Annotated in this window: 20 protein-coding genes; 16 read left to right on the forward strand and 4 right to left on the reverse strand. The window is 70.0% G+C overall.

Annotated features, from left to right (window positions below):
- Positions 1-144: 144 nt before the first annotated feature.
- Complete coding sequence (locus BN10_RS14530; RefSeq protein WP_010849201.1) at positions 145-1,563, reverse strand: IS1380 family transposase; 1,419 nt, start codon at positions 1,561-1,563, stop codon at positions 145-147.
- A 281-nt stretch (positions 1,564-1,844) separates the two neighbouring features.
- Between BN10_RS14530 and BN10_RS14535 the strand changes: the two genes are divergently transcribed.
- From BN10_RS14535 to trmD, 6 genes are all read left to right on the forward strand, one after another.
- Positions 1,845-3,398 carry an SDR family NAD(P)-dependent oxidoreductase gene (locus tag BN10_RS14535; protein ID WP_156917422.1) on the forward strand — a complete coding sequence of 518 codons (1,554 nt, stop codon included), beginning with the start codon at positions 1,845-1,847 and terminating at the stop codon, positions 3,396-3,398.
- A gap of 307 nt (positions 3,399-3,705) precedes the next feature.
- Positions 3,706-4,224, forward strand: a complete 519-nt coding sequence (gene rpsP / locus BN10_RS14540; RefSeq protein WP_010852004.1) for a 30S ribosomal protein S16 — start codon at positions 3,706-3,708, stop codon at positions 4,222-4,224.
- A gap of 3 nt (positions 4,225-4,227) precedes the next feature.
- Positions 4,228-4,470, forward strand: a complete 243-nt coding sequence (locus tag BN10_RS14545; protein ID WP_010852005.1) for an RNA-binding protein — start codon at positions 4,228-4,230, stop codon at positions 4,468-4,470.
- Between the two features lie 85 nt (positions 4,471-4,555).
- On the forward strand, positions 4,556-5,167 hold the full coding sequence (locus BN10_RS14550; protein ID WP_010852006.1) for a class I SAM-dependent methyltransferase: 612 nt from the start codon (positions 4,556-4,558) through the stop codon (positions 5,165-5,167).
- On the forward strand, positions 5,164-5,697 hold the full coding sequence (gene rimM, locus BN10_RS14555; protein WP_010852007.1) for a ribosome maturation factor RimM: 534 nt from the start codon (positions 5,164-5,166) through the stop codon (positions 5,695-5,697). Before BN10_RS14550 ends, rimM begins: the two co-directional genes overlap by 4 nt.
- Positions 5,698-5,707: 10 nt before the next feature.
- The gene (trmD, locus tag BN10_RS14560; RefSeq protein WP_040753854.1) at positions 5,708-6,964 is read left to right on the forward strand and encodes a tRNA (guanosine(37)-N1)-methyltransferase TrmD; all 1,257 of its coding nucleotides are present in this window, start codon (positions 5,708-5,710) and stop codon (positions 6,962-6,964) included.
- Here trmD and BN10_RS14565 read toward each other — a convergent pair.
- A complete protein-coding gene (locus BN10_RS14565) occupies positions 6,961-7,719 on the reverse strand; it encodes an ABC transporter permease (RefSeq protein WP_051369878.1) in 759 nt (252 codons plus the stop codon). The two genes, trmD and BN10_RS14565, sit on opposite strands and share 4 nt — an antisense overlap.
- Positions 7,720-7,922: 203 nt before the next feature.
- Between BN10_RS14565 and rplS the strand changes: the two genes are divergently transcribed.
- From rplS to BN10_RS14610, 9 genes are all read left to right on the forward strand, one after another.
- Complete coding sequence (gene rplS, locus BN10_RS14570) at positions 7,923-8,282, forward strand: 50S ribosomal protein L19 (protein WP_010852010.1); 360 nt, start codon at positions 7,923-7,925, stop codon at positions 8,280-8,282.
- A gap of 38 nt (positions 8,283-8,320) precedes the next feature.
- On the forward strand, positions 8,321-8,977 hold the full coding sequence (lepB, locus tag BN10_RS14575) for a signal peptidase I (protein WP_010852011.1): 657 nt from the start codon (positions 8,321-8,323) through the stop codon (positions 8,975-8,977).
- On the forward strand, positions 8,974-9,702 hold the full coding sequence (lepB, locus tag BN10_RS14580; protein ID WP_010852012.1) for a signal peptidase I: 729 nt from the start codon (positions 8,974-8,976) through the stop codon (positions 9,700-9,702). The genes lepB (BN10_RS14575) and lepB (BN10_RS14580) overlap by 4 nt, the downstream gene beginning before the upstream one ends.
- Positions 9,699-10,424: a ribonuclease HII gene (locus tag BN10_RS14585; protein WP_010852013.1), complete on the forward strand. Its 726-nt coding sequence runs from the start codon at positions 9,699-9,701 to the stop codon at positions 10,422-10,424. Before lepB (BN10_RS14580) ends, BN10_RS14585 begins: the two co-directional genes overlap by 4 nt.
- Complete coding sequence (locus tag BN10_RS14590) at positions 10,421-10,735, forward strand: DUF2469 domain-containing protein (protein ID WP_010852014.1); 315 nt, start codon at positions 10,421-10,423, stop codon at positions 10,733-10,735. Before BN10_RS14585 ends, BN10_RS14590 begins: the two co-directional genes overlap by 4 nt.
- Positions 10,736-10,856: 121 nt before the next feature.
- Positions 10,857-11,234 (forward strand): YraN family protein, encoded by a 378-nt coding sequence (locus BN10_RS14595; RefSeq protein WP_010852015.1) that lies wholly within the window; start codon positions 10,857-10,859, stop codon positions 11,232-11,234.
- The gene (locus BN10_RS14600) at positions 11,231-12,766 is read left to right on the forward strand and encodes a YifB family Mg chelatase-like AAA ATPase (RefSeq protein WP_010852016.1); all 1,536 of its coding nucleotides are present in this window, start codon (positions 11,231-11,233) and stop codon (positions 12,764-12,766) included. The genes BN10_RS14595 and BN10_RS14600 overlap by 4 nt, the downstream gene beginning before the upstream one ends.
- On the forward strand, positions 12,763-13,902 hold the full coding sequence (gene dprA, locus BN10_RS14605; protein WP_010852017.1) for a DNA-processing protein DprA: 1,140 nt from the start codon (positions 12,763-12,765) through the stop codon (positions 13,900-13,902). The genes BN10_RS14600 and dprA overlap by 4 nt, the downstream gene beginning before the upstream one ends.
- A 91-nt stretch (positions 13,903-13,993) precedes the next feature.
- On the forward strand, positions 13,994-14,902 hold the full coding sequence (locus BN10_RS14610; RefSeq protein ID WP_010852018.1) for a tyrosine recombinase XerC: 909 nt from the start codon (positions 13,994-13,996) through the stop codon (positions 14,900-14,902).
- Between the two features lie 25 nt (positions 14,903-14,927).
- On the opposite strand, the gene BN10_RS14615 is transcribed toward BN10_RS14610, so the two are convergent.
- Together BN10_RS14615 and BN10_RS14620 are read right to left on the reverse strand one after the other, a co-directional pair.
- A complete protein-coding gene (locus BN10_RS14615) occupies positions 14,928-15,479 on the reverse strand; it encodes a M23 family metallopeptidase (protein WP_156917255.1) in 552 nt (183 codons plus the stop codon).
- A gap of 117 nt (positions 15,480-15,596) precedes the next feature.
- Entirely contained in the window at positions 15,597-16,760 is a 1,164-nt protein-coding gene (locus BN10_RS14620; protein WP_010852020.1) for a pyridoxal phosphate-dependent aminotransferase, read from the reverse strand.
- Between the two features lie 50 nt (positions 16,761-16,810).
- Here BN10_RS14620 and BN10_RS14625 point away from each other — a divergent pair, with 50 nt between their 5' ends.
- Complete coding sequence (locus BN10_RS14625; protein WP_010852021.1) at positions 16,811-17,704, forward strand: S66 peptidase family protein; 894 nt, start codon at positions 16,811-16,813, stop codon at positions 17,702-17,704.
- Positions 17,705-17,723: the final 19 nt, after the last annotated feature.

Below are 17,723 nucleotides of genomic sequence, written 5' to 3' on the forward strand. Positions count from 1 at the left end.
AGCCTCGATCCACCGACGTCCTGGGTGGGGTGAGCTGATTTCGCTCTGGGCCGCGGCTCCGGCTTGAGGGCGTGGCTGTTGTCCTGACCTGGCTGTCAGGGTGTTCCACGTCGGTTGTTCGGTCGGGCCGGGGCGGCTGGGTGGTCAGGGATTGACCGGTTCTGGTGGGCCGCAGTTCTGGGTGAACAGGCGGGTCCACGCTTCCTGCCAGGGCCAGGCGGTCGGTAGGTGCAGGGTGACCCGTCGGGCCGAGGACGCCACCCGGGCGGGGACGGTGATCAGCTTGCGGCGGATGGTGGCGGTGGTGGCTCTGGCGAGGTCGGCGCTGGCGATGGTGGCTGCGGTGCGGGTGAGGTTGAACGCGATGACGGCCAGCACGAGCCAGGCGGCGTTGGCGGTGAATTTGCCTGAGGGCAGGTGCGCCAGGGCGGAGTTCTTGAGGTCGGCGTGGACCTGCTCGATGATCGCGTGTCCGCGGTGGGTCTTATCCGCGGCGACGGTGTCCAGGTCGGTGGGGTCGGTGGTGGTGAAGAAGGCGTGGAAGCGCCAGGTGTCGAACAGGGTGCCCTGCCCGGTTGCGTTCTTCTTGTCAGCGTTGACGTCGGGGATGCGGCGCACCACCAGGCGCCCGGGAACCTGATCGGCCGCCTTCTTGGAGGAGAACGCGGTGAAGGGCACCTCGGCGACCTCAGCCCGCGACACCCAGGTGCCGCTGGCCTCGTCGTAGATGGCGTCGGTGTACTCGATCGGGGTCCACGCGTGTTCGCTGATGGTGGTGATCGCGGCCTTGACCTTGGGGTCCAGGCGTACGGTGACCGACACCTGCGCCCCGGCGCGGACCGCGGCACCGACGGTGGGCGCCCCGTAGAACGCCGAGTCCGCCCGCAGCAACGGCTTGCCCTGACCGGGGTGCAGCGTGCGCACGGTCTTGAGCGCGTCGGCGACCAACCGTTTGGCTCCGCGCGGGGACCCGCACGAGCCTTTCCGTAGCCGCTGCGCCACGACCACCGGTGCCGACCCAGTGGTGGTGACCGTGGCCAGCAACGCGTTCAGCCCGCGGACCCCGGAGTAGCCGAACCCGGCTCCCTGTTTGGCGTGGCCGTGCACCTGAATGATCGTGTCGTCGATATCGACCAACACCCGGCCACCGGTGCCGTCGCCGACGACCTGCGCGGCTCGCTCGCCTTGAGCTGCCAGGCGTGTGAGGAACCTCGAGGCGAGCGCGTCGAGCTGGCGGACGTGACCGAACGTGAACGAGCGCAGGAACGACCCCAACGTCGACGGCGCGTACGCCCGGGCGAAGACCCGGCCCATCCCACCGTGCCGCAGCAGCGCCATGTCGTCGATGCTGTCGGCGCCAGCGACCATCCCCGCGACCAGCGAGGCGACCTTCAACCCGGCGTTGGCGCCCTTGTCACCCGGCACGCTCAGATGCTCATCCGCAAGGCGTCGCAGCCCCGCCCGATCAGCCAGGGCCAAGACCGGAACCAACCCGGCGGCCGACACAAGATTCGGGTCGTCGAAGACCGCCGAGGTCGCTGGGAGGGTGTGAGAGAGTTTCACCTACGAGATGCCCCTTGCGTGTGTGACGAACTGAAGCGTGAAGAACTCCAATTCTGTTGCCACACAGGGGCATTCTCATGTCCCGACACGCCTCCTCAGCCCACTACCACCCTGCCCATCGGTGGATCGAGGCTAAGGCCCGGTCCGGCACCGAGAAGCAATGTCTCGCCGTGTCCATCCGCGTCAATCGATTCTGGAAGACTGGGTCGCGCGGCAGCGGGGGTCGGCCCGAGGAACGACCGCTCGCGGCATACGATGCCGCGGTGACGAACGAGGGCGGTATGCAGGGGCGCCAGCGCCCCCATTCCCCACCCTCCGAGGAGGCCGGGATCGACACGAGCGGGAGCGCCCTCGACAAGGCCGACCTCGAGACCACCTTGCGGGTCCTCGCCACCCTCCCCGACCTCGACCCCGACGACCCGGCCATCCAGGCGGTCAAGCGAGCCTCGAGCCGGATGTACAAGCACATCCGCAAGGCCCGTCGCCGCGACGCGCGCCGCCCCGACATCGAGCACGACGAGGCGATCATCGCCCTGACGGCGACCGGTTCGCCGCTGCGGATCGACGACGAGACCAAGGGCATCCTGCTCACGGTCCCGCCCGTCGGCACCACCGTCGGGGAGTTGGTCACGCCTCGCGGCTGCTACATCTGCAAGGCGGACTACCGGGTGGTCGATGCCTTCTACCACTGGCTCTGCCCGGACTGCGCCGCAACCAGTCACGCCAAGCGCAACCAGCGCACCGACCTGACCGGCAAACGTGCCCTGCTCACCGGCGGCCGCGCCAAGATCGGGATGTACATCGCGCTCATGCTCCTGCGCGACGGTGCCCACCTGACCATCACGACCCGCTTCCCGCGCGATGCCGTGCGCCGCTTCACCGCCCAGGAGGACAACGCGCAGTGGATCGACCGGCTGAAGATCGTCGGCATCGACCTGCGCGATCCCACCCAGGTCGTCGCGCTGGCCGACGAGGTCGCCGCCGCCGGCCCCCTCGACATCCTCATCAACAATGCCTGCCAGACGGTGCGGCGCAGCCCCGGCGCCTACACCCATCTCGTGGACGGCGAGAGCGCACCGCTGCCCCGCGGCATACCACTGCCTGAGCTGGTGACCTTCGACCACATCAGTGATGCCCACCCCGCCAATCTCGTGGGAACTCTTGCGGCACACCGGGTTGCCCACCACGAGGGGGAGAGCGAGGCTGTTGCGGCCCGCGCCCTGGCCGAGCGGTCCGCGCAGGCACTCACCGACCGCGCGCTCGTGGCCGGGCATGCGTCCGCCCTGGCCCACCGGGAGGGCACCGCCATCGATGCCGGCGGGCTCCTCCCCGACGTCGCAAGAACCAACTCGTGGACCAAGCAGGTCGACGAGGTCGATCCCCTCGAACTCCTCGAGGTCCAGCTCTGCAACTCGACGGCACCCTTCCTGCTCGTGTCACGCCTGCGCGCCTCGATGCGAGCGGCGGTCGCGGCCGGAGCCCGGCGCGCCTATGTCGTCAACGTCAGTGCGATGGAAGGGCAGTTCTCGCGGCGCTACAAGGGCTCCGGCCACCCCCACACGAACATGGCCAAGGCCGCCCTGAACATGCTCACGCGCACCAGCGCGGGGGAGATGTTCGAGACCGACCAGATCCTCATGACCGCCGTCGACACCGGCTGGATCACTGACGAGCGCCCTCACCACGAGAAACTGCGGATCGCCGACGAGGGCTGGCGAGCGCCCCTCGACCTCGTCGACGGCGCGGCGCGTGTCTACGACCCGATCGTCATGGGGGAAGCCGGCGTGGATCAGTTCGGGGTCTTCCTCAAGGACTATCGCCCGCACCCCTGGTGACCAGGAGCGCCTGACTCTGGCGCGACGGACCTCCCACCCGAACACGCCGCGACCGCGACGGTCAGGGCCGCGGCGATCACCAGCCACGGCCCCGCGGCCACCCAGGCGCACGCTCATCCACCCAGCGTCCTCCCGGCCGGAGGGATGGGCACGCCGATTCGGACCCCGCGCGCCGCTCTGGCAGAATGTCCCGACGTACACCTTTCGGCGCGACCCCGCGCCGGATGCCTACCCCGGGCATCGGTACCCCGCGCGTGAGTCTCCGCCGGTCTGGCCGTGCCCACAACACGAGATGGAGCGACCCCCAGTGGCCGTCAAGATTCGCCTCAAGCGGATGGGCAAGATCCGCGCCCCCTTCTACCGCGTCGTCGTCATGGACTCGCGCACCAAGCGCGATGGCCGGGCCATCGAGGAGATCGGGAAGTACCACCCCACCGAGGAGCCCTCGCTCATCGACATCGACCTGGACCGCGCCAACTACTGGCTGTCCAACGGTGCCCAGCCGACCGAGGCCGTCGCCGCCCTGCTGAAGAAGTACGAGGAGGGCACGGTCCGCGTCAAGGAGCCGAAGCCGTCCAAGAAGGACCTCTACGAGGCAGCCGTCGCCGCCGCGGGCAAGTCCGCTGACGACGCCTCCGGCGCGACCACCCCGCGCAAGAAGGCCGCCCCCAAGAAGGAGGAGGCCGTCGCCGAGGCTCCGGCCGAGGCCAGCGCTGAGGCTCCGGCCGACGCCGAGGTCGCCCCGGCCGCCGACACCGACAGCAGTGGCGCCGCGAGCGAGAGCGTGAGCTCCGACGCGGACGACGCCGCCAAGGACGAGGCCTGATCCATGCTCGAGGAGGCCTTGGAGCACCTCGTCACCGGCATCGTCGACCACAAGGACGACGTCGCCGTGCGACGCAAGGAGCTGCGCCGCGGTGAGGTCCTCGAGGTGCGTGTGCACCCCGACGACCTCGGGCGCGTCATCGGTCGCAGCGGGCGCACCGCAAGTGCGCTGCGCACGGTCATGACCGCACTGGCCGGCGGCACGCAGGTCCGGATCGACATCGTCGACACCGATCGGGTCCGCTGAGACCCGAGCACCACGTCAGGCGGGGTATGCCGCGGAGTCACTCCCGCGGCATACCCCGCCTCGTCGTTGAGGAAGGATTGACCCCATGACCCGCGAACCCAGCCTGTGGGACCTCCAGCGTGCCGAGAACCCAGGTCACAGCAAGTGGTACATCGAGCGCTTCCGTGCCCTCGAGGAGGCCGGTCAGGACCTGGTGGGGGAGGCGCGCCTCATCGACGCGATGGCGCCGCGCGAGGGGCGCATCCTGGACGCAGGGTGTGGCTTCGGGCGCCATGCGGCGTGGCTCCATGCCCAGGGGCACGCCGTCGTCGGGGTCGACGGTGACGACGAACTGATCGCCGACGCCCGAGCCCTCCGGCCGGGGGCGACCTGGCTGGTCCAGGACCTCAGTGAACTCGACCTCCCGTCGGTCGGAGTCACCGAGCCCTTCGACGTCATCCTCTGCGCCGGCAACGTCGTCACCTTCGTCGCGCCCAGCACTCGGATCGAGGTGCTGCGCCGGATGGGGCTCCATCTGGCCGCACGAGGGCGGCTGGTCGTCGGCTTCGGCCTGGACCGTGACTACCCGCTGGCCGACTTCCTCGCCGACGCCGCCGTCGCGGGCCTGGCCGTGCACAGCCTGCACTCCACCTGGGAACTCCACCCGTCCACCGACGACGACGACTTCGTCGTCGCGATCCTGGGGAGGGCCGCATGAGCGATCGAGTCCTGGCCCGCATCGGCAAGCCGCACGGCATCCGTGGCGAGGTCACCGTGCAGGCCCACACCGATGACCCGGCCGCCCGCTTCGTGCCGGGCGCGACCTTCGCGACCGAGGCTCCTCCCGGCAGCGGCGTTCCGCGGGTGCTCACGATCTCGGCCGCCCGTCTGCACCGGGACACCTGGTTGCTCGCCTTCGAGGAGGTGCCTGATCGGACCGGGGCCGAGGGGTTGCGCGGTACGCGCCTGGTGCTCGACGACGACGCCGCTGCGGACGAGTTGGACGACGAGGAGGGCTGGTACGAGGACGACCTCGTCGGCCTCGCGGCATACACCGTCGTCGGGGAACGGATCGGTGAGGTGAGCGGCCTGACCATCGGGACTGCCCAGGACCTGCTCCACATCCGACTCACCGACGGCCGCGAGGCGCTGATCCCCTTCGTCGAGGCTCTTGTGCCGACGGTGGATCTCGACGCCGGTCGCGTCGTCGTCGATCCTCCGCACGGCTTGCTCGACCTCGCGGAGTGAGGCCGTGAGCATCCGCCTCGACGTCGTCACGATCTTCCCCGACTACCTCGCGCCGCTCGACCTCTCTCTCATCGGCAAGGCCCGACGCGAGGGGCTGGTCGACCTGCACGTCCACGATCTGCGGGACTTCACCCACGACCGGCACCGCACCGTCGACGACACCCCCTTCGGCGGGGGTGCGGGGATGGTCATGAAACCCCAGCCGTGGGCCGAAGCGCTCGACCACGTCCTGGCCCAACCCCTTGTGTCCGGCAATGTGGTTGATATGGCGTCCACTCGCCGGACGCAAGAGGGTGTGGGGCACGCCGTGCCGCGCCTCATCGTGCCCGGTCCCGGTGGGGTGCCCTTCAGTCAGGCACTGGCCCACGAGTTGGCGGCGGAGGCGTGGTTGGCCTTCGCCTGCGGGCGCTACGAAGGGCTCGACGAGCGCGTCTACGAGCACGCGGCCGAGCGTATGCCGGTGACGGTGGTCTCGCTCGGCGACTACGTCCTCAACGGCGGTGAGGTCGCCGTCCTGGCGATGGTCGAGGCAATCGTCCGACTCGTCCCGGGTGTGGTCGGCAATGCCGAGTCGCTCGTCGAGGAGTCGCACGAGGACGGCCTGCTCGAGTATCCCGTCTACACCAAACCAGCCGTCTGGGACGACCGCGGCACCGAGCGTCCCGTGCCGCCGATCCTGTTGTCCGGCAACCATTGCGCGATCGCGCAGTGGCGACACCAACAGCGGCTGGAGCGCACCGCCGCCCGCCGACCCGACCTGCTCCACCCCTCGGCCACGGGCGGCGCCTTGGCCGCCCTGGACGGCCGCGTGGCCACCGCTGCCGATGCCCCCGAACTGCTCACCCTCCAACGCGCCTGTTGGGTCGACCAGGGTCGCGCCAACGACACCTGGGACATCCCGCCACTCGTCGAAACCCTCGATGACGTGCGCGCCGGGCTCACGGCATACACGACCTGGGTGTGGCACAGCGGCGGGCGATTGGTCGCCAGCGGTCGGGGTCGACGCGCTCCTGACGACCCGACGACCTGGGAGGTCGCGCGGCTCATGGTGGCTCCTGACCTGCAGGGCACAGGCCTGGGGCGAGCGATCATGGAGTTCGTCGAGACCCGGGCCCCTGCCGACGTGACGACCTTTTGGCTCAACACCGGACACCGCAGTGAGCGGCTGATCCGGATGTACAAGAAGGCCGGCTACCGGCTGTCTGCGGCACCCGCCCGACATCAGGGCACGGTGGAACTCACCAAGAAGCGGCGCCGGACGAGCTAGGGCCGCAGCGTTGCCTGCAGGTCCGCCGGCAGCAGCCGCGCCCGCATCACCAGGTGCTCGGCGACGACCGCCGTCACCGTCTGGGCGGCCATGATCCCGAGCAGCACGAGCACCTGGGCGGCCGCCGCCTGGGCCGGTGTCCCGCCCCCAAGGAGCACGCCGATGAAGGCACCGGGAAGGGTCACCACGCCCGCGGTGCGGACCTGGTCGAGCCCCGGGATCAGCGCCTCGGGCACCCGACGGTGGATGATCTCGGCGATTGCCTGCGCACGCGTCATGCCCAGAGACAGTGCTGCTTCGTACTGACCGTGCTCCTCCCGTAGAGCCGCGAAGGTCCGCCGACAGGTGAGGGTGTGTCCGTTCATCGTGTTCCCGGCGAGGATCCCCACGACCGGGATGAGGGCGATCCCCGTCGGTGGCACGGTGCGGGTGAGCAGGATGATCGCGACGACAGGCACGAGCCCCGCGAGCATCGCCAGCGTCGCCCAAGGCCACGCACTGCGGGCCTCGATCCGCCGGACGGTCGTCGCGACGGCGATCGTGAACATCAGGCACAACAACATGATCGACAACCACAGGGAGCGCACCACGCTGGTGATGACGAGGGCGGCCACGCCGAGTTGGAGGACCGCCCGACCGGCGGCCACCGCGGTGCCCGGCGCATTCGGGAGTCTCCCCACGGCATACGTGGTCAGGGTGAGGGCCAACAGCAGGAGGCAGGCGATCGCGACGGGCCAGCCAGGATTGATCGCCACCGGCCCACCGTATGCCGCGGGGTCGATTTCGTGGGGACGGCCCCCCTCTGGCACCATTGATCCTTGCGTCCATCGCCGTTCACACGGCCCCTGCCACAGGGGGAGCGCGGTCACCCGCACGCGGCCCGGCGACACGCACCATCAGACAAGAGCACCACCGATCCGTCGATGACCTGTGGCACCGGCGAAGAAAGCGAAGCACCATGCAGCGTTTCGACGAACTCGACAAGGCGTCGATGAAGGCCGACGTCCCCGCGTTCCGCGCCGGTGACACGGTCAAGGTCCACGTCAAGGTCGTGGAAGGCACGCGCTCCCGTATCCAGGTCTTCCAGGGTGTCGTCATCCGTCGCCACGGCGCCGGTGTGACCGAGACCTTCACGGTCCGCAAGGTCTCCTTCGGTGTCGGCGTCGAGCGGACCTTCCCGCTCCACACCCCGATCATCGACCAGATCGAGGTCGTCACCCGCGGTGACGTCCGTCGCGCCAAGCTCTACTACCTGCGCGACCTGCGCGGCAAGGCCGCCAAGATCAAGGAGAAGCGCGACACGCCGGCGGCCCGCTGAGCGCCCTCCAGCCCTCGAGCCGGTCACGACCTGAGCGCATGACCGAGCCTTCGACTCTCGACCCGGCCGACACGACTGTGTCGGCCGGGTCGCGTGCGTTACGCACCGTCGTCGCTGTCGCGATGGCACTCGCGCTCGGCGTGAGCGTCAAGGGTCTGGTCCTGGAGACCTGGTTCGTGCCCAATGACGCGATGGCGCCGACCCTTGACCCCGGACAGCGAGCCCTGGTGCTCAAGGTCGGCGAGATCGACCGCGGCGATGTCGTCGTCGCGGACGTCAGTGACGCCTTCGAGGGCCCGAGCCGGGCCACGCATCGAGATGACGGGCTCATCGGCCGGATCCTGCACGCGGCGGCCGACGCCCTCGGCGTGCGCAGCGGTGCACGGTCGGTGGCCGGGGTCGTCGTCGGTCTCGGCGGTGACCACGTCGAGTGTTGTTCCGACGGGTCGGTCACCGTCAACGGTGCTCCGGTCGCGCCCGCGCCTGCCGATGCCCCGACGGTCGCCCTGGTGGTGCCGAGCGGGCACGTCTGGGTGCTGTCGACCGGGCCGCTGCGGGGCTGGGACTCGCTGTCGCGGACGAACGAGTCGGGCCGTGGCCTCATCGGGGAGGATGACATCGTGGGGCGGGTCATCGCCACGGTGTGGCCACCCAGGATGATCAGGGCGAGCCATGGGACGGAGGAGGATCGGTGACCGAGGCACCCGCACGCCACGAATCCACCGGGTCGCTCCGGCGCACCTATCTCGCCGTCCGCGAGATCGCCATCGTTGCCGTCCTCGCGATTGCGCTGTCGCTGGTCGTCAAGACCTGGCTCGCCCAGGCGTTCTACATCCCCTCGGGGTCGATGGAGGACACCCTCTCGGTCGGTGACCGCGTCATCGTCAACAAACTCGTCCCCGGCGCCGTGCCCTTGCAACGCGGCGACATCGTCGTCTTCGAGGACCCGGGAAACTGGCTGCCACCCACCACTCCGGCCGATCACGGCCCGCTCCTCAACGCGCTCGAGCGTGGCCTCGAGTTCGTGGGGCTGATGCCGAGCTCGGCGGAGGACCACCTGATCAAGCGTGTCATCGGGCTTCCGGGCGATCACGTGAAGTGCTGCACCACCGACGGGAAACTGCAGGTCAACGGCGTGGCGATCGAGGAGCCCTACGTCAAGCCCGGTGACGTGCCGAGCTCGATGAGTTTCGACATCACGGTGCCGGCCGGCCGGATCTGGGTCATGGGCGATCACCGAAGCAACTCCGAGGACTCCCGCTTCCACGATCCCGACGGCAACGGCCGAGGTGGCTCGGTCCCGGTCGCGGATGTCACGGGGAGGGCCTTTGTCATCGTGTGGCCGTTCGGCCACGCCGAGTGGCTCGGCCGCGCCGTCGACACCTTCAGTGGCGTACCCCAGCCCACCACCGCGCCGTGATCGCCCGCGGATCCCGCCGGCCCAGCCTGCGGGTCGAGCGCGCCCTCCAACGCGATGGCTACCGACTGCTGGCCGGCATGGACGAGGTGGGGCGCGGGGCACTCGCCGGGCCCGTCACCGTCGGGGTCGTCCTGATCGACGAGTCGGTCCGCTCGGCACCCACCGGGGTGCGTGACTCGAAACTGCTGGCGCCCGCGGCACGGCGCGCTCTCGTCCCCCGGATCCAGCGCTGGTCCATCGGGTATGCCGTGGGGCACGCCAGTGCGGCCGAGATCGACCAGGTCGGCATCATGGCCGCGCTGCGTTCGGCCGGTCTGCGTGCTCTTGCCGCGCTGCCGCGGACTCCGGACCTGGTCATCCTCGACGGCAACCACGACTGGCTGACGGCCCCGGAGGAGGTCGGCCTGCTGTCCTTCGCGGCCGAGCACCCGACCACCCCGCCGGTCACGACGATGATCAAGGCCGACCTCAAGTGCTCCTCCGTGGCGTCCGCCAGCGTGCTCGCCAAGGTCGAGCGCGACGAGCTCATGATCACCCTCGCCGACGCCGAGGACACGTATGCGCGCTACGGCTGGGGGGACAACAAGGGATATTCCGCACCGGAGCACCTCGCGGCCCTGGCCGCGCACGGCCCGTGTGCGCTGCACCGGCGCTCGTGGCGCCTGCCGGGGGTCATGACGCAAGATGCTGGCATGAGCGCTGAGGAAGGACGTCGCGCATGAGTGCCGAGGACCTCGAGAAGTACGAGAGCGAGATGGAGCTGTCGCTCTATCGCGAGTATCGCGACGTCGTGGGCCTTTTCAGCCACGTCGTCGAGACCGAGCGACGCTTCTACCTGTGCAACAGCGTCGACGTGAAGGTCCGCAGCGACGGCGGTGAGGTCTATTTCGACGTCACCATGACCGACGCATGGGTTTGGGACATCTACCGCCCGGCGCGGTTCGCGAAGAAGGTCCGCGTGGTGACCTTCAAGGACGTCAACGTCGAGGAGTTGGCCAAGGCCGACCTCGAGTTGCCCAAGGACGCCTTCTGAGCTGAGCCTCGGCGCGCCTGGCCGCCCGGGTCATCCACAGGTGGCCGTGCCGAGGGTGTGTCGTCCACAGGCAGAGGGTGCGCGCCTCGCGGACCATCGTGCGGCCCGTCAGGGTCGGGGCATGACCACCCAACCTCACACCGATGTCCGCACCGATCTCGGGCGGCGCGGCGAGACCCTGGCGGCTCGCCACCTCACGTCCCTGGGCATGCAGGTGCTCGCCCGCAACTGGCGCTGCCCGGGCGGCGAACTCGATCTCGTCCTGCGCCAGGGCTCGACGCTCATCGCCTGCGAGGTCAAGACCCGCTCAGGCACCGGCTTCGGTGATCCCCTCGATGCCATCACCCCCGCCAAGCAGGCACGGCTTCGACGGCTGCTGGCCACCTGGGCCACCGAGCACGGTGGTGGGGCGGATGTCCTACGGGTCGATTCGGTGGGCATCGTGTGGCCGGAGCATGAGCGGCCCCTGCTGCGACACGTCGTCGGTGACCTCTCATGAGGTTCGGGCGCACGCTCGCGGTCGCCCTCAGCGGCGTCAGGGGAACTCTGGTCGATGTTGAGGCCCACATCGGGAACGGCCTGCCCACCTTGATGATCTCCGGCCTGCCGGACAAGGCCTGTGCCCAGGCACCTGATCGGCTGCGATCGGCGGTGGCCAGTGCCGGTCTGTCCATTCCTCCCAGCCGGATCGTCGTCAACCTCTCGCCCGCCTCCATCCCGAAGCACGGGTCGGGCTATGACCTGGCCATCGCGGTCGCCGTGCTCGCGGCCGCCGACGTGATCGAGGCGTCCGTGGCGGCGCGATCGGTGCATTTGGGGGAGCTGGGTCTGGACGGCTCGATCCGGCCGGTTCCTGGGGTCCTTCCCGTGGTGATGGCAGCCGCAGCCGCGGGTGTGCGCCATGTCGTCGTGCCGGCCGCGAGTGTCGCCGAGGCACGCCTTGTCGAAGGGGTGACCGTTCATGCCGCCGCCACCCTGGGCGCACTCGTCGAGGCGTATGCCGTGAGCGCACGGAGGGGAGGCACCCTGCCGGTCGCGTCGGCACTCCCCGGCATCTGCACACCCGATCGCCAGGTGGGGGACCTTGCCGACGTCGTCGGCCAGAAGGAGGCCCGTGAAGTTGTCGAGCTCGCGGCGATCGGCGGGCACCACCTGCTCCTCACGGGCCCGCCCGGCGTCGGCAAGACGATGCTCGCCGAGCGGCTCGTCGGCGTCCTGCCCGAGCTCACCCGAGCCGAAGCGTTGGAATCGCAGGCGATCCGCTCCTTGGCCGGTGTCGGCCAGGCGCGTGGCCTCGACCTGACGCCGCCCTTCGAGGCACCTCATCACACGGCGAGCACGGCGGCGATCGTCGGCGGCGGCAGCGCGGCGGTGATCCCCGGCGCGGTGTCGCGGGCTCATCGCGGTGTGCTGTTCCTGGACGAGGCCCCTGAGTTCAAGTCCTCGGTCCTGCAGTGCCTGCGGCAACCGTTGGAGTCCGGGGTGGTCACCATCGCACGCGCCCGCGAATCGGTCACCTATCCGGCGGGCTTCCTCCTCGTGATGGCGGCCAACCCGTGTCCGTGCGGGCACTCCTTTGCCCGCGGCCAGTCCTGCAGGTGCTCACCGATGGACCTGCGTCGGTATGCCTCCCGTCTCCAGGGGCCGCTGCTCGACCGGATCGACCTGCGCGTGAACGTGCCGCAAGTGGCCGCCGGTGCGGTCGCCGAGATAGGGGCCGAGAGCTCGCAGACCGTGGCGCAACGGGTCGCGCAGGCGCGCTGCGCACAGGCGCAGCGCTGGGCCGACGTCGGAGTCACCCTCAATGGTCACGTGCCCGGTCACCTGTTGCGTCGTCGGCCGTTTCGACTGGCGCGGGCAGCAACCGCCCGCCTCGATCGCGCCCTCGATCATGGGGAGCTGAGCCTGCGTGGGTATGACCGGGTGCTGCGCGTCGCCTGGTCGTTGGCGGACAGGGAGGGCCGATCGACACCCGGCCCGGCCGAGGTCACCCGGGCAATGGATCTGCGGTCCCCGGAGCTCGCAGCATGACCGGCACCTCCCTGGCCGTTGTCGGTGGGGATGAGCGCCGAGCCAGGGTCGTCTGGTCACATCTGGTCGAGCCGGTTGTCGACCCCTCCAGGTCAACACCGGGCCTTACGGTGACGGGCCTGATCGCCCGTGACGGAGCGCTGAGGCCACTGGAAGGGCTGGCATCTGGTTCGCTGACGCTGGCCGGTGCGCAGGCCCGGCTCGCCGGACTGGATCTTGCCGCGCACCTGCGTGCCCTCGACCGTCTCGGCATCCGCGTTCTGATCCCCGGCGACGAGGAGTGGCCCCTCGGGTTGGACGACCTGCCCACGCCACCGCACTGTCTCTATGTCAGGGGCCCATTCCACCAGTCGGCCCTGCACGAAGACGGCCTGGCGGTCGTGGGTGCCCGCGCGTGCACCCCGTATGGCAGTCAGGTCGCGCGCAACATGGCGGCGCACCTCACCGACCGTGGCCGGGTGGTCATTTCCGGCGGCGCCTTCGGGATCGATGCCGCCGCTCACGAGGGGGCGCTCTCGGCGGAGGGGCCCACGGTCGCGGTGCTGGCCTGCGGCCTCGACCGCTTCTACCCCCAGGCCAATGCCGGCCTCTTCCGACGCATTCTCGACGACGGTGCACTCGTCAGCGAACTGCCGCCCGGATGTGCTCCCTATCGCCAACGATTCCTGGCCCGCAATCGGCTCATTGCGGCCCTGGGCGTCGGGACCGTGGTGGTCGAGGCAAGCCTGCGATCGGGCTCGCTCAGCACCGCCGGGCGGGCCTTCGAGCTCGGCCGACATGTCGCAATGGTGCCCGGGCCCGTGACGTCAGCCGCGTCGGCCGGCTGCCATGAGTGGCTGCGGACCAAGCCGGTTTCGCTGGTCACCGACGGGCGCGACGTGCTCGACCTGATGGGCCAGCTGGGTGTGGACGCCATGGATCCTCGTCGGCTGCGCAGCACCGTGCTCGACCTCATCACCGACGACGATGAGGCCCTCTACTCGGCCGTCCCGGTCCGGGACGGAGCGGACGTGACCGCCCTGCAACGCGCCAGTGGGCTGAGCGCCCAAGACACGACCAAAGGTCTCGGGCGGCTGCAGGCCCTCGGTGTGGTGGAGCACTGTGCGGGCAGGTGGCGCAAAGCGGCCCTGACGTGAGGTCCGGTGAGACCGGCGCAGGACTGAGCGGTTTTCCCCGCGGACGGAGGGGGAGGTTGCTCACGGCCCGGGGGTTTGTCACGGTGTCCTCGTGGCCATCACGGAGGCGATGCTCGAAGACTTCACGGCTCACCTGCGGGCCGTGAAGGGTCGAAGCGACCACACTGTGCGGGCCTACCTGGGGGATCTTCGGGCCTTCGACGCGCACCTGGCCGATCATGGGGTGACGGCCCTGGAGGAGGTCACCTTGCGCGATCTGCGGGACTGGCTCGGCGTGCTCGCGGCCGGTGGCGCAGCACGCACCACGATCGCTCGGCGGTCGGCAACCCTTCGCACCTTCTTCCGTTGGGCACTGCGGACCGATCTGGTCCGCCACGATCCCTCCTTGCGGCTGGCCGCCCCGAAGAAACATCGCGTCCTGCCCGCTGTGCTGGCCCGCGGCGACGCCTCGGCCCTGCTCGACGTCGCGGCGGTGGCGTCCGACGACGACGAGCCGGTCGCCGTCCGCGACGCGGCCGTCCTCGAGTTGCTCTACGCCACGGGCATCCGGGTGGGGGAGTTGACCGGGCTCGACGTCGACGACGTGGACCTGGCGAGCAACGTCGTTCGGGTCATCGGCAAGGGTGACAAGGAGCGGACCGTGCCATTCGGTGCGCCCGCGGCCAAGGCCATCGAGCGCTGGCTCACCGGCGCGCGGCCTCGGCTCGTCGGTGCGCTGAGCGGCCCGGCGCTTTTCCTGGGCCGTCGGGGACGGCGACTGGATCCTCGTCAGGTACGCACGATCGTGCATGGCCTGCTCGGTGAGGTTGCCGGCGCTCCCGACATGGGGCCGCACGGACTGCGGCACAGCGCGGCGACCCATCTCGTCGAGGGGGGTGCCGACCTGCGCATGGTCCAAGAGCTCCTGGGCCACAGTTCGCTCGCCACGACCCAGCTCTACACCCACGTGTCGGTCGAGCGGCTCAAGTCCAGTTACGCGCAGGCACACCCGCGGGCGTGACCGACAGGCCCAACTCCGTGGCGCCTCAGTCGGGCACCGGGGTCATCAGCACGATTCGCGGAACCGTCAGCAACAACAGGGGATCGAGGTAGGTGTCGCCGCGCTTGGCGCCGAGATGGAGGCACCCGCTCGGACAGTGACTCCGGGCCGATGCCATCAGGCCGAGAGCCTGACCTCGCGTGACCGACTCTCCGACGCGCACCGTGGCGTCGATGGGCTCGTAGGTGCTGTGGATCCCGGACACATGCCGGATGCTCACGGTGCCACGCCCGGCGATGACCCCGACATGAGTGACCAGGCCGTCGTCGACCGCAAAGACCGTGGCACCTTGAGGAGCAGCCAGGTCGATGCCGCGATGGCCCGGGGCCCACGCTGTGTCCGGACGGTCAAACGGCCGCTCCACGCGCGGCCGCGGCGCCAGCGGCCAGTTCCAGCGCGGCTCACCGACACCCTGGGTCGTCATGCTTGCCCCGGCCGGTGGCAGCGGAACGCACCAGAGGACGGTGACACATGCGGAGGCGATCGCCAGTCGGCGCCCAAACCGCCCCGGAAGACCGGGTGCTCTCCTGGTGGACATGTCGTCAGCGTGGACGGCTCCGGCGTCCGCAGCCACCTCGAGGCCTGCGAATTGTGGACGACACACCCCCCGGGCGTCAGCCTGTGGACGGCGGCTCGTCGGCCGGCCCCTCGGGGATCAACCCCGCAGGGCCGCCAGTCGCTCGACCGCCTCGAGGAGGATGTCGTCCCGCTTGCAGAAGGCGAAACGGACCAGGCTCGCCGTCGCCTTCTTGTCGTCGCAGAAGACAGATACGGGCACGCCGACGACGCCTGCGCGGGCGGGGAGTTCGCGGCAGAAGGTGAGCGCGTCGGTCGCCCCGAGGGCGGCTGCGTCCGCAACGACGAAGTAGGTCCCCGCCGGCACCGACACCGGAAGGTCGGCGGTCCGCAACCCGGCAACGAGGAGGTCGCGCTTGCGCTCCAGCGACGTCGCGAGACCGGCATACACGTCGTCGCCGAGTCCGAGGCCAACGGCGACAGCAGGCTGGAAGGGTCCGGAACCGACGAAGGTGACGAACTGCTTGACCGCGCGCACGGCGGCCACCGCCTCCGCCGGGCCACTGACCCACCCGACCTTCCACCCGGTTGTCGAGAAGGTCTTGCCGGCCGACGAGATGGTCAGAGTGTGGTCCCACATTCCGGGCAGCGACGCGACGCAGATGTGGTCGGCGCCGTCGAAGGTCAGATGCTCGTAGACCTCATCGGTCACCACCCACGCGCCGCGCTCGCGGGCTGAGCGGCAGATGAGGTCAATCTCGCTGCGGGAGAACACCTTTCCCGTCGGGTTGTGGGGGGTGTTGAGCAACACCATGCGCGTGCGGTCACTGAAGGCCGTGCGCAGGGATCCTTCGTCGAAGGACCAGTCCGGGAAGCGCAGCGGCACCGTGCGCCGGACGCCTCCCGCGAGCGCGATCGACGCGGCATACGAGTCGTAGTAGGGCTCGAAGGTGACCACCTCGTCACCGGGCTGCACCAGCGCGAGGATCGTCGCGAGGATCGCCTCGGTCGCTCCCACGGTGACGAGGACCTCGGACCGAGCGTCCACGTCCAGCCCGTAGAAGCGTTTCTGGTGCAGCGCAATCGCGTCGAGCAGTTCGGGGACGCCAGGGCCGGGTGGGTACTGATTGCGGCCGGCGTCGATGGCCTCCTTGGCCGCGTCGAGAACAGCCTGCGGGCCGTCGGTGTCCGGGAAACCCTGGCCGAGGTTGATGGCGCCGTGCTCCACCGCGAGTGCCGACATCTCGGCGAAGATCGTGGTGCCGAAGGGAGCCAGCGCGGGATGCCCGGGAGGTCGCGTCATGCTCCGAGCGTAAGGGGGACAAGGCCGAGTCTCGCTGACACACTGTGCCGGTGACCTCGTACGCGTCCTTCCCGCCACTGGTGCCGGGTGACCGGGTGGCGGTCGTTGCACCGGCCAGCGCCCCCGAGGCGCAGCGGGTCAGTTGCGGTCTCGACATTCTGCGCCGATGGGACCTTGTGCCGGTCGTCCTGCCTAGCGTGACCGCCCGCCCCGCCCTGGGCCATCTGGCCGGGAGCGACACGGCCCGCGCCCGCGACCTCGTGACCGCCTGGCGGGACGACAGGGTGCGCGCGATCTGGTGTGCGCGCGGAGGGTATGGCGCCCAGCGGCTTCTCGACCTGCTGCCTGCGCGACTGTTCGCCCAAGGTGGACCGAAGCCGATCATCGGTTTCTCCGACGTGACGCCCCTGCTGCACCGGGCCCTGCAGGGGTCGGGCACGCAGATGGTGCACGGCCCCGCGATCGTGAACCTCGGCGAGGCCGGGGACGAGACGCTGGACCATCTGCACACCTTGCTCACCGAGCCCTTCCGACCCCGGACCCTCCTCTACGGCCTGCGACCTTGGCGCGAAGGCCGCCCTGAAGGCACCCTGCTCGGTGGCAACGTCGCGCTGCTGGCAGCGTCTATCGGGACCGGCGACCTTCCCAGCGCCGAGGGGGCCATCGTCCTGCTCGAGGACGTCGGTCAGTCGGCGTGGGTGCTCGATCGCGGCCTGACCCAGCTCGTCCGGGCAGGGTGGCTGCGTCGGGCCGCCGGGATCGTGCTCGGTGACTTCTCGATGGACGACGATCCGGCCGCCGTCGAGGCGGTGCTGCGCGATCGCTTGCTCCCGCTGGGTGTGCCCGTGTGGGCTGGAGCTCGGATCGGGCACGCGCGGGTCAATCTTGCCGTTCCCCTCGGCAGCCATGCCCGAATCATCGAGGGATATCTGCGCCTGGCCTGACCGATTCTCACCAATCGTG

This window comes from Phycicoccus elongatus Lp2 (genome assembly GCF_000367525.1).
In the GTDB taxonomy this organism is placed as follows: domain Bacteria; phylum Actinomycetota; class Actinomycetes; order Actinomycetales; family Dermatophilaceae; genus Phycicoccus_A; species Phycicoccus_A elongatus.

What these genes read in the sequence shown, in the direction of transcription:
- BN10_RS14535 (WP_156917422.1), top strand. Translation starts at nt 1,845, where the DNA reads ATGCAGGGGCGCCAGCGCCCCCATTCCCCACCCTCCGAGGAGGCCGGG.
- BN10_RS14545 (WP_010852005.1), top strand. Translation starts at nt 4,228, where the DNA reads ATGCTCGAGGAGGCCTTGGAGCACCTCGTCACCGGCATCGTCGACCAC.
- BN10_RS14550 (WP_010852006.1), top strand. Translation starts at nt 4,556, where the DNA reads ATGACCCGCGAACCCAGCCTGTGGGACCTCCAGCGTGCCGAGAACCCA.
- rimM (WP_010852007.1), top strand. Translation starts at nt 5,164, where the DNA reads ATGAGCGATCGAGTCCTGGCCCGCATCGGCAAGCCGCACGGCATCCGT.
- rplS (WP_010852010.1), top strand. Translation starts at nt 7,923, where the DNA reads ATGCAGCGTTTCGACGAACTCGACAAGGCGTCGATGAAGGCCGACGTC.
- lepB (WP_010852011.1), top strand. Translation starts at nt 8,321, where the DNA reads ATGACCGAGCCTTCGACTCTCGACCCGGCCGACACGACTGTGTCGGCC.
- BN10_RS14590 (WP_010852014.1), top strand. Translation starts at nt 10,421, where the DNA reads ATGAGTGCCGAGGACCTCGAGAAGTACGAGAGCGAGATGGAGCTGTCG.
- BN10_RS14595 (WP_010852015.1), top strand. Translation starts at nt 10,857, where the DNA reads ATGACCACCCAACCTCACACCGATGTCCGCACCGATCTCGGGCGGCGC.
- BN10_RS14600 (WP_010852016.1), top strand. Translation starts at nt 11,231, where the DNA reads ATGAGGTTCGGGCGCACGCTCGCGGTCGCCCTCAGCGGCGTCAGGGGA.
- dprA (WP_010852017.1), top strand. Translation starts at nt 12,763, where the DNA reads ATGACCGGCACCTCCCTGGCCGTTGTCGGTGGGGATGAGCGCCGAGCC.
- BN10_RS14615 (WP_156917255.1), bottom strand. Translation starts at nt 15,479, where the DNA reads ATGTCCACCAGGAGAGCACCCGGTCTTCCGGGGCGGTTTGGGCGCCGA.
- BN10_RS14620 (WP_010852020.1), bottom strand. Translation starts at nt 16,760, where the DNA reads ATGACGCGACCTCCCGGGCATCCCGCGCTGGCTCCCTTCGGCACCACG.